This window comes from Streptosporangium sp. NPDC023825 (assembly GCF_040639575.1).
Classification (GTDB): Bacteria; Actinomycetota; Actinomycetes; order Streptosporangiales; family Streptosporangiaceae; genus Streptosporangium.
This window is the reverse complement of sequence record NZ_JBFAAE010000015.1, coordinates 106,966-115,842: the sequence shown is the minus strand read 5'-3', so window position 1 is coordinate 115,842 and position 8,877 is coordinate 106,966. Positions and strand designations below refer to the sequence as shown.

Genomic DNA, 8,877 nt, shown 5'->3' with positions numbered 1-8,877 from the left:
GCAACGTGAAGGAGAAAGCCATGACATCGATGATCCGTCCTTCCACCGGTACGCTGCGCGCCGCGGTCCGCTGCGGGCTCGGCGTGGCCCTGGTCGTCGCCCTCGCCACACCGTCATCGGCGGTGGCCGCCCTCGAACCGCACCCTGAGGACCCCGGGAACGCCAAGGGCGCCGGGGGCAGGGCGGGTAAGGCGGTGACCGGGGGCGTCCCGAGCCTGAGCATCAGCATCGACAACGGCCGGACCGCCGCCGAGGAGGGAGACCGGCTCACCTACGCCGTCACCGTGCGCAACACCGGGGCGACCCGCGTGCGCGACCTCGAACTCACCCAGACCCTGCCGACCGGCCTCAGGTTCGTCTCGGCGGACGGCGGGGGCTCGGCCTCGAAGGGGCAGGTCCGCTGGAGCACCGACGTGCCGCCCGGCAAGGACGCCACCTTCCACACCGTCGCGGAGGTGGGGGCCACCCCGGAGGACCTGCTGCGCCTGGCCAGCATCGCCTGCGCGAACACCGAGGGGAGCGACAGGCCGATCGTCTGCGCCACCCACTCCGACCAGTTGCCGGCCGGCGCGGCGGCGGCCGAGGCCGCGCACGCGAGGGCCCACCCCGTGTCGAGCCGCCTGGGGTACGTGGGCCTGGGCGCGGGTGCCGGTCTGCTGGTCCTGGCGCTGGCCGGGCTGCTGCTCGTCCGCCGTTCCAGGCGCGGCCGCCACCTGCGGCAGCCGCCCTCGTGACGACTCCTGAGCAACGGGGTACGGGCCCCGTACCCCGTTGCTCAGGAGTGTGACCGAAGCTGCGCGTCCAGGGTCCAGATACCGACGTCCACATTGACGACCCTCGCGCGGTAGAGCTCCCGTTCGGTCAGGACGCAAAGGTCGCCCAGACCCAGCTTGGCCATCACGTGGTCGGAGAACGGCGTTCCCGTTCCCGACAGGAGTGACCGCAGGAAGCCCTCGCCCATTCGACGGTGTGCAGCACCCAGGGCGCCTGCCCGGTGATGACGAGTCCGAGGAGATCGGACAGCTTGTCGGCGGGTTGCCTGCGGAGCCGGCCGTCCGAGAGCTGGGCGATGTGGTTGCCGGTCTCGATCACCGCGGTGACGGGCAGGATGAGATCAAATGATCGTTTCTCGTCACGCAGTGACCGCAGCACATCTTCCCGGTCCTGTCGGCCGCCGTGATGACGGCGCGCTCCCTTCCGTTCCTGCCCTCCAGCCGGAGAGCGAGCTGGCTGGTCAGGAGCCGGGAGGAACGAAAAGGGGCGCGCGGGCTGCGACCGGGTCGGCCGTTGTACCAGGTGGCGTCGATACCGCCCGACCCCGGCGAGGTGCTTTCGGTCGCGAGTAGCTTGTGACGGAACCGCTCCGGCCAGTTCTTTGTGGATCGTTTGTGGCCTGATATTCCCCAGAGCGTTTCGCTGACGATCTCCGGCTCGGGGCGGACCTGGATCGTGACGTCGAGCCGCACGATCCGATAGCTGCTCGGCTCGCCTCTGAGGGGGAAGACCGTGCAGCCCAGGCTGAACCGGTCCGTCCCGTGCGGGGGACATCCTTCGATGCCCCCGCGGAGGGGCCCCTAGTCGCCGCGCCTGCTGTCGAGCGCGTCCACGATGTCCGTACCGGCCGCCAGCCGGGAGAGAACCTCAAGCCCGTCGAGCGCGTTCGACCTTCCGCTGCTGTTGCGGCCGATGAGTGCCGTCATGCCGCCCAGCGGGAGTGTCGCGTCGCGAAACGTCTTGAACTCCGTGAGGCGCAGCCCATGCAGGTACGGCTTCATATTCGAACGGTACACGTGCGCCCCCTGCCAGAGAGGACGCACGTGAGGTCCTACTCGTCGCCGGTGAGGGAGAAGCTCCGCAGGCGCACGCCCGCCCAGACGACCGCGCCGACGGTGACGACGGCGAGGGCGGGGACGGCGAAGCCGAGGGTGATCTCGGTGGAGAAGAACGCGGAGGACGACAGCTGGTCGGCGATCGTCTGGGCCCACTGCTGGATGGAGAACCTGCGGGCGCCGGGGACGAAGTTGCCGACCACGCCCTCCCAGACGAGCGCGTAGACGATGCCGATCGTGACCGCGTGCCGGGTCAGCACGCCCAGCAGCATGAACACCGCCGCGTACGCGATCCCGCCGATGAGGGAGCCGAGCGCGAAGCCGTACGCGATGCCGGATTCGAGGTTGACCAGCAGGTAGGCCGCGACGAAGGTCGGCACGGCGGCGAACAGCGCGAGCATCGAGGCGGCGACCACGAACTTGGTCCGGGCGATCACCGGGCGGGAGATCGGCTTGGACAGCAGGTGAATGATCGTGCCGTCGTCGATCTCGGGGGCGATCACCCCGGTCCCCGCGATCAGGCCGAGCAGCGGCAGCATGGTGCCGATGGCGAAGGTCTGCATGAGCGTGACCGCGGTCCGCTCGTCGGCGGCGCCGATGAACCTCAGCAGGGCGGCCATGGCGACCAGCACCAAGGGCAGCATGATCAGCAGCCAGATCCGGCGGCGGCCGAGGAGCGCCCGGTAGGAGATTCCGGCGATGACACCGTTCATGGTCAGCTGCTCCTGTTGATCAGGTAGGAGAAGACGCTCTCCAGGTCTTCGTCGGCGGGGGAGACCTGCAGGATCCGGATGTCCGCGTCCTTGGCCACCCTGGGCAGCAGCCGGGTGAAGCGCCGGAAGTCGACGGCGTGCACCTCCAGGCCGGCCTCGGTCAGCGAGACCGAGCCCGAGGAGGCGTCGGCGATCAGCGCGGACGCCAGGCGGCGGTCGTCGCTGGAGCGGACCCTGAACAGGTGCGGGCGGTCGGTCATCCGGCGGCGGATCTCGCGGAAGTCCCCGGAGGCGGCGTGGCGCCCGGCCACCAGCACCTCGATCTGCTGGGCGACCCGCTCCACCTCCTCCAGGATGTGCGAGCTGAACAGGATGGTCTTGCCCGCGGTGCCCATGGCGCGGACCAGGTCCATCAGGTGCAGGCGCTGGCGCGGGTCCATGCCGTTGAACGGCTCGTCGAGCAGCAGGACCTGCGGGTCGTGGACGAGGGCCGCGGCCACCTTGACGCGCTGGCGCATGCCCTTGGAGTACGTCTCGATCCTGCGGTCCTTGGCGCTCTCCATCTCCACCAGGGCGAGCGCCTTGCGCGCGGCGTCGTCGGGGTTGGGCAGGCGGTGCAGCCTCGCGCTGGACAGCACGAACTGCCAGCCGGTGAGGAAGCCGTAGACGGCCTCGCGCTCGGGGACCAGGCCGATGGAGCGGTAGATCTCGTGGTTGCGCCAGATGCGGTCGCCGTCGAGGGTGACGGTGCCGCCCGAGGGGGCGAGGAACCCGGCCATCATGTGCAGCAGCGTGGACTTTCCCGCGCCGTTCGGGCCGAGCAGCCCGGTGACGCCGGGGCCGACGGTCATGGTGATGTCGTTGACCGCGACCACGTTGCCGTACCAGCGGGACACCTGGGCCAGTTCGATCTTCATCGGGAGGCCGCCTTACGGTAGCGCGCGATCAGGGCCGTGACGGACAGGGCGATCAGCGCGATCATGATCACTCCCGCGACCAGGGATCCGCCGTCCGGCGGGTAGATGACGCCCGCGGTGGGCGTCGCCCCGAAGATCCCGACGTGCACGGCGGCGTCCACCAGGAAGAACGGGTTGATCAGCCACGCCCACGCGGCGGTGGTGTCGTCGCCCATCGACTCCAGCGTCGCGAACAGCACGGTCGACACGGCGGAGGCGAGCAGGTAGAAGGCGATGACCGCGGCCACGCCCAGGCCGCGCCTGGGGGTGAACGAGGCGATGGCCACGCCGAGGCAGGCCAGCAGCAGCGCGTAGCAGACCGCGCCGGCCATGGAGGTGAGGTATTCGGCGGTGTGCGTGTCGCCGGGCAGGTCGATGACCACCTCGCCGATGTAGAGCACGGTGAGGGGTGCCGCCAGCAGCAGGAACATGGCGGTCGTCATCGCCGCGAGCTTCGCCCCGACGTAGTCCCGGATCGTCACCGGGCGCGACAGGTAGAGCGGCAGCACCCGGAAGCGCAGGTCGGGCGCGACGGCGTACGGCGACTGCGAGGCCAGGAAGATCGCGAGCACGGCCTGCATGACGACGGCGTACTCGGTGTAGCGCATCCCCTCCTGCTTGGCCAGCGCCATGATCGCGATGGAGACGACCGCGGGCAGGAGCATGACGCCCAGGAGCGCGAAAGGGATGATCTTCGACCGGGCGGTGCGGCCGAGCCCGAAGATCCCGCGCAGGCTGTGCACGGTCAGCGCGGCGGTGGCGTGGCCGCGGCCGAGCCGCGGCCCCTCGTAGTGGCGGTATCCGATGTCGTGGATGACACCCGTGGGTTCAGACATTGACCGGCTCCCTGAAGACGTCCTCGATGCGCTGACGGCCCTGCTCCACGCGCACGAGGCAGAGGTCGAGCTCGCAGACGGCGTCGCGGAGCGCGTCGAAGGTCTCCGGCGCGCGGACGTGGACGAGCAGCAGCCTGCCGTGCGGGGTGACGGTCTCGCCCAGCTCGGTCAGCCGGGCCGCCAGCGCGTCCTGCCCCTCCTCGACCTCGACGGTCACGGTCTGGGTGATCTGGGTGAACTCCCCGATGGACGAGGAGCGCAGCAGCTTGCCGCCGTCGATCACGATGACGTGGTCGCAGACCCGCTCCAGCTCGCCCAGCAGGTGGGAGGTGACCAGCACGCTGATGCCGAACTCGGAGCCGATCCTGCGGATCAGCGCGAGCATCTCGTCGCGGCCCCGCGGGTCGAGGCCGTTGGTGGGCTCGTCCAGCAGGATCAGGCGCGGGTCGTGCACCAGGGCCTGGGCCAGCTTGACGCGCTGCTTCATGCCGGTGGAGTAGCCGCCCATCGCCCGGTAGCGCTCCTCGTACAGCCCGACGTGGCGCAGGACGTCGGCGGCGCGCTCGCGGGCCGCGGTGCGCGGCAGGCCCGACATCTGGGCCATGTGCACGGTGAACTCGGTGGCGGACAGGTCGGGCGGCAGGCAGTCGTGCTCCGGCATGTAACCCACGACCCGGCGGATCTCCGCCCCCCTGGTCGTCGCGTCCATGCCCAGGACCTGGGCGCTTCCCGCGCTGGGTTCGAGCAGACCGAGCAGGATCTTGATCAGCGTGGATTTGCCCGCGCCGTTGGCGCCGACCAGGCCGGTCACACCGGGGCCGACGGTGACGGTGAGCTGGTCGAGCGCCGTCACCCGGGGGAAACGTCTGGTTAGTCCCTCGGTGGCGAGGATAGTCATGCTCGGACACTATCCGTCGCCACAGGCGCGCACCTCCGTCACGGGAAGGAGTCTCGCCTCGTCCGAATGGGCAATTCTCAGCCGTCAACCCCTACCCGGGCGGGCCGGCAGCCTCATCCCGAACCGGGACCAGTAGGCCTTCTGGACGAGGAGCGTCACCACGCCGGAGATGACCATCCCCGCGACGTTCACCCCGAGCTGGACGGCCGAGGCGGCCATGTCGCCCCAGCGGGCCAGCGCGGCGGCGACCGCGAAGTATCCGGCGGCGGGGACCGTGGTGACCGAGATGAAGACGCCGACCAGGGCCGAGGACTTGCCCGCGGTGACCGAGAGCACCCCGGCGGCGCCTGCGAGCAGCGCGACGATGAACGACCACCTGTCGTACTTGACGATGAACTCGATCTCCTCGTGCCCGGTCGCCAGGGTGCCCACGCCGATCCAGCCGAGTCCCCGTGTGACCAGCGCGCAGACGAAGGTGATCACGACGGCGACGGTGAAACCCAGGACCAGGGTCCTGGCCGCGCGGCCGATGAGGTCCCGGTCGGTACGGAGCAGGCCGAAGCAGACGGCCGCGATCGCGCCGAACTCCGGTCCCAGCACCATCGCGCCGACGATGAGGATCGGCGAGTTGACGATCACGCCGATCGCCGCGAGCAGCGTGGCGATCGTGAGGAATACGAGGAAGGCCCAGGTGAGCCGGGTGTCCTCGTCGACCCGCTGGGCGAACTCCGCCCAGACCACCGCGTCGTCGCTGTCGCCAGGCGCCTCCTCCTGGGCGCGTTCGGCTACCTCCGAGATCGACAGGTCGACCTGCTCGGCCGCGATCGAGCCCTCCGTGTGCAGGCCGAGTTCCTGGAGCCGGTCGATCACCTCGTTGGCGGCCTCGCGGGCGATGTCGAACTGGACGAGGTCACCGGCGGGGGAGCGCGCGGCACCGGGGAACACCACGATGTTGACGACGCCGACGCACCCGTCGAGCACCTCCAGCACCTTGTCCGACAGCTCCGGTGGACTGATCACGCGTAGATGCAGCACGGGCCAACCCTAGGACCTGTGTCCCGGTCCGCTGAAGCCTGAAAGCGGAGGGCCGTCTCCCGGAGGTCGCCTCGCCCTGGTCGTACCCGGGCTTTCACCGGATGTCGTCTCGCCGGGCGCCGTCCTGCCGGCGCGGGAGCGGATTCTCCCGGGGACTTCTCAGGGCACCCTGACGGCGGGATCGGCACTCAGGCGCCGGAGCAGGCCGGCCGTCCGGGAGGCCCCCTCGGCGTCCTGCCCGGTCCGGCGGCCCGACTCGATGGCGTCAGCGAGGGCCGCCAGCTCGTGCGACGGCAGGAAGGCGCGCGCCGCGCGCAGCCGCAGCAGGACTTTGCGGCCTCCCGGCTCCTGGGCGTACATGTACAGGTACGGGAGCCTGCGGCCGGTCAGGTCGCGGGCCCTCGAGCACTCGGGGAAGGAGTCCAGCCAGACGCGGGCCCGCGCGAGGTCCACCCTGCGCGTCGTGAACGCGCCGTGGACCTCCACGACGCCTCCCTCCAGCACCGCCCGGAAGCGGAAGATGCCGAGGAGGACAACGAGGAAGACCATCAGGGCCACGACGAAGGGCACCATCAGGAGCTGGAAGCCGAGAGCGGAGCCTCCGGTGGACAGCTGAACGGCCCGTTCGAGCTCCGAGATCGCGGACAGCGGGAGGCCGACGAAAGGGACGGTCAGGAGGATGGCGCCGATCTTCATACCGGTGCTCGCGCCAACGCTCAACTTCAGCGGCCCATGGGATGGGATGCTCACGTATTGGATACTAACCCCCTTAACTAGCGGGTCTTTGGCATTATTTCGGGATATATGAACGCACGCGGATGAAAGCTTTACCTCCGGCAGGTGTTGGTTTCGCGGCGGCCGGAACGGCGCCTTCCCCCGTGGAGCCGTCCGGCGGGGAAGGACGTCCCGTCGTCGGCGCGGGCGATCAGGTGAGCGAGTCGATCCAGCGTTCCAGGCGGCGGCCCTCCCCGGCCATGAGCTCGGGGTCCCGGAAGGTGTTCGTGAGGAGCGCGACGCCCTGGTAGGCGGCGACCAGGGCGACCGCGAGCTCGCGGGAGTCGGGTCGGCCCATCTCCCGGAACTGCCGCTCGGCATAGTCGATCAGCAACCGCATGACCTCGGCCGCGGCGCGGTCGAGGCCGTCGGTGCGCTTGTCGAGCTCCGAGCACAGGCTCCCGGTGGGACAGCCGTATCGCGCGGTGAGTTCGCGTTGGTCGATCCAGCCGCGCAGGAGCGCCTTCAGGCGGTCGCGGGGGCCGGTGTGCAGGTCGAGCGAGGCGGTCATTGCCCGGAAGCCGAGCGCGTGCGCCTCGATCGCCGCCTCGACGAGCTGGTCCTTGGTCTTGAAGTAGTAGTAGACGTTGCCCAGGGGGACCTCGGCCACGCGGGCGATGTCGGCCAGCGTCGTCTTCTCGACGCCCTGCTCGTGCAGGACCTGGGACGCGGCGGCCACGAGCCGTTCCCGCTTGCCCCGCTTCGTGGCGCGGTCGTTTCTCACTGAGTCAGTCATCTCACTCACAAGTGTAGACAGCCGGGGCGAGAGCTCGCTATGGTCCATTTAGTCAGTCAACTAACTTACTTATGAGGACGGCTTTCGTGATCGTGGTTACGGGATCGACCGGCAACGTCGGACGGGTGCTGGTACGGGTGCTCGCCGAGGCCGGGGAGCGGGTGGCGGCGGTTTCGCGGCGGCCTTCCGACATGCCGGAGGGCGTGACGCACCACCGGGCCGACCTGGCCGACCCGCGAAGCCTCCGGCCCGCGCTCGACGGGGCCGACGCGCTGTTCCTCCTCGTCGCCGGTGCCGGAGAGCACCTGAACCCGCGAGACATCCTCGACGTCGCGAGGGCGGCCGGGGTCCGGCGGGTCGTCCTGCAGTCCTCCCAGGCCGCCGGGACGCGACCGGAGTCCGGCTCCCACGCTCCCCTCCGGGTGCTGGAGGACGCCGTCCGGGGGTCGGGTCTGGAGTGGACCGTCCTGCGGCCGGGAGGCTTCGCCTCCAACGCGTTCGCGTGGGCGGAGACGATCCGCTCGCGGCGGACCGCCGCCGCGCCGTTCGGCGACGTCGGGCTGCCGGTCGTCGACCCGGCCGACATCGCCGAGGTCGCGGCCGTGGTCCTGCGCAAGGGGGAGCACGCCGGTCACACGTACGAGCTCACCGGCCCGGCGCCGATCACCCCGCGCCTGCGGGCCCGGGCGATCGGGGAGGCGCTGGGCACGCCGGTGCGGTTCGTCGAGCAGAGCCGCGAGGAGGCCAGGGAGCAGATGCTGCGGTTCATGCCCGAGCCGGTCGTGGACGGCACCCTCGCCATCCTGGGCGAGCCGTCGGCCGCCGAGCGGCGGGTGAGCCCCGACGTGGAACGGATCCTCGGCCGCGCCCCCCGAGCCTTCGCGGAGTGGGCGCGGCGCAACGCCGACGCCTTCAGATGACCCGCCCGCGACGTCGGCGACGGGGAAGGCGCATCCGCGCTCCTCGGGCGGAGGCGCCGGGTTCCTGATGTGCCGCTGCTCCGGCGGCCCCGCTGTCACCGTCCGCTACCGCGGACCCGCGAAGAACGCGGTCAAAACGGGGGTTTCGCGGGTCCGGATGACGCGGCCACCGGCCACCGG

At 70.6% G+C, this 8,877-nt stretch carries 12 protein-coding genes; 2 read left to right on the top strand and 10 right to left on the bottom strand.

From position 1 onward, the window contains the following. The first annotated feature begins 20 nt into the window (after nt 1-20). Nucleotides 21-734 (top strand): hypothetical protein, encoded by a 714-nt coding sequence (locus AB0G15_RS16315; protein ID WP_362839926.1) that lies wholly within the window; start codon nt 21-23, stop codon nt 732-734. Nucleotides 735-775: 41 nt separating this feature from the next. On the opposite strand, the gene AB0G15_RS16310 is transcribed toward AB0G15_RS16315, so the two are convergent. The 10 genes from AB0G15_RS16310 to AB0G15_RS16265 form a co-directional block, all read right to left on the bottom strand. Continuing rightward, the gene (locus AB0G15_RS16310; protein WP_362839923.1) at nt 776-898 is read right to left on the bottom strand and encodes a hypothetical protein; all 123 of its coding nucleotides are present in this window, start codon (nt 896-898) and stop codon (nt 776-778) included. Next, nucleotides 898-1,152: a hypothetical protein gene (locus AB0G15_RS16305; RefSeq protein ID WP_362839921.1), complete on the bottom strand. Its 255-nt coding sequence runs from the start codon at nt 1,150-1,152 to the stop codon at nt 898-900. The genes AB0G15_RS16310 and AB0G15_RS16305 overlap by 1 nt, the downstream gene beginning before the upstream one ends. 422 nt (nt 1,153-1,574) lie before the next feature. Then, entirely contained in the window at nt 1,575-1,775 is a 201-nt protein-coding gene (locus tag AB0G15_RS16300; RefSeq protein ID WP_362839919.1) for a hypothetical protein, read from the bottom strand. Nucleotides 1,776-1,825: 50 nt separating this feature from the next. Further along, the gene (locus tag AB0G15_RS16295) at nt 1,826-2,542 is read right to left on the bottom strand and encodes an ABC transporter permease subunit (protein ID WP_362839916.1); all 717 of its coding nucleotides are present in this window, start codon (nt 2,540-2,542) and stop codon (nt 1,826-1,828) included. A gap of 2 nt (nt 2,543-2,544) precedes the next feature. Further along, complete coding sequence (locus tag AB0G15_RS16290) at nt 2,545-3,459, bottom strand: ABC transporter ATP-binding protein (protein WP_362839913.1); 915 nt, start codon at nt 3,457-3,459, stop codon at nt 2,545-2,547. Then, complete coding sequence (locus AB0G15_RS16285; protein WP_362839910.1) at nt 3,456-4,334, bottom strand: ABC transporter permease; 879 nt, start codon at nt 4,332-4,334, stop codon at nt 3,456-3,458. The genes AB0G15_RS16290 and AB0G15_RS16285 overlap by 4 nt, the downstream gene beginning before the upstream one ends. Next, complete coding sequence (locus AB0G15_RS16280; protein ID WP_362678445.1) at nt 4,327-5,232, bottom strand: ABC transporter ATP-binding protein; 906 nt, start codon at nt 5,230-5,232, stop codon at nt 4,327-4,329. Before AB0G15_RS16280 ends, AB0G15_RS16285 begins: the two co-directional genes overlap by 8 nt. An 84-nt stretch (nt 5,233-5,316) precedes the next feature. Continuing rightward, nucleotides 5,317-6,267: a DUF389 domain-containing protein gene (locus AB0G15_RS16275; protein ID WP_362839907.1), complete on the bottom strand. Its 951-nt coding sequence runs from the start codon at nt 6,265-6,267 to the stop codon at nt 5,317-5,319. A gap of 159 nt (nt 6,268-6,426) precedes the next feature. After that, complete coding sequence (locus AB0G15_RS16270) at nt 6,427-7,017, bottom strand: hypothetical protein (protein WP_362839905.1); 591 nt, start codon at nt 7,015-7,017, stop codon at nt 6,427-6,429. 175 nt (nt 7,018-7,192) lie between these two features. Beyond that, a complete protein-coding gene (locus AB0G15_RS16265; RefSeq protein WP_362839902.1) occupies nt 7,193-7,777 on the bottom strand; it encodes a TetR/AcrR family transcriptional regulator in 585 nt (194 codons plus the stop codon). 86 nt (nt 7,778-7,863) lie between these two features. Here AB0G15_RS16265 and AB0G15_RS16260 point away from each other — a divergent pair, with 86 nt between their 5' ends. Next, nucleotides 7,864-8,697, top strand: coding sequence for an NAD(P)H-binding protein (locus tag AB0G15_RS16260; RefSeq protein WP_362839899.1), 834 nt, complete (start codon nt 7,864-7,866; stop codon nt 8,695-8,697). Nucleotides 8,698-8,877: the final 180 nt, after the last annotated feature.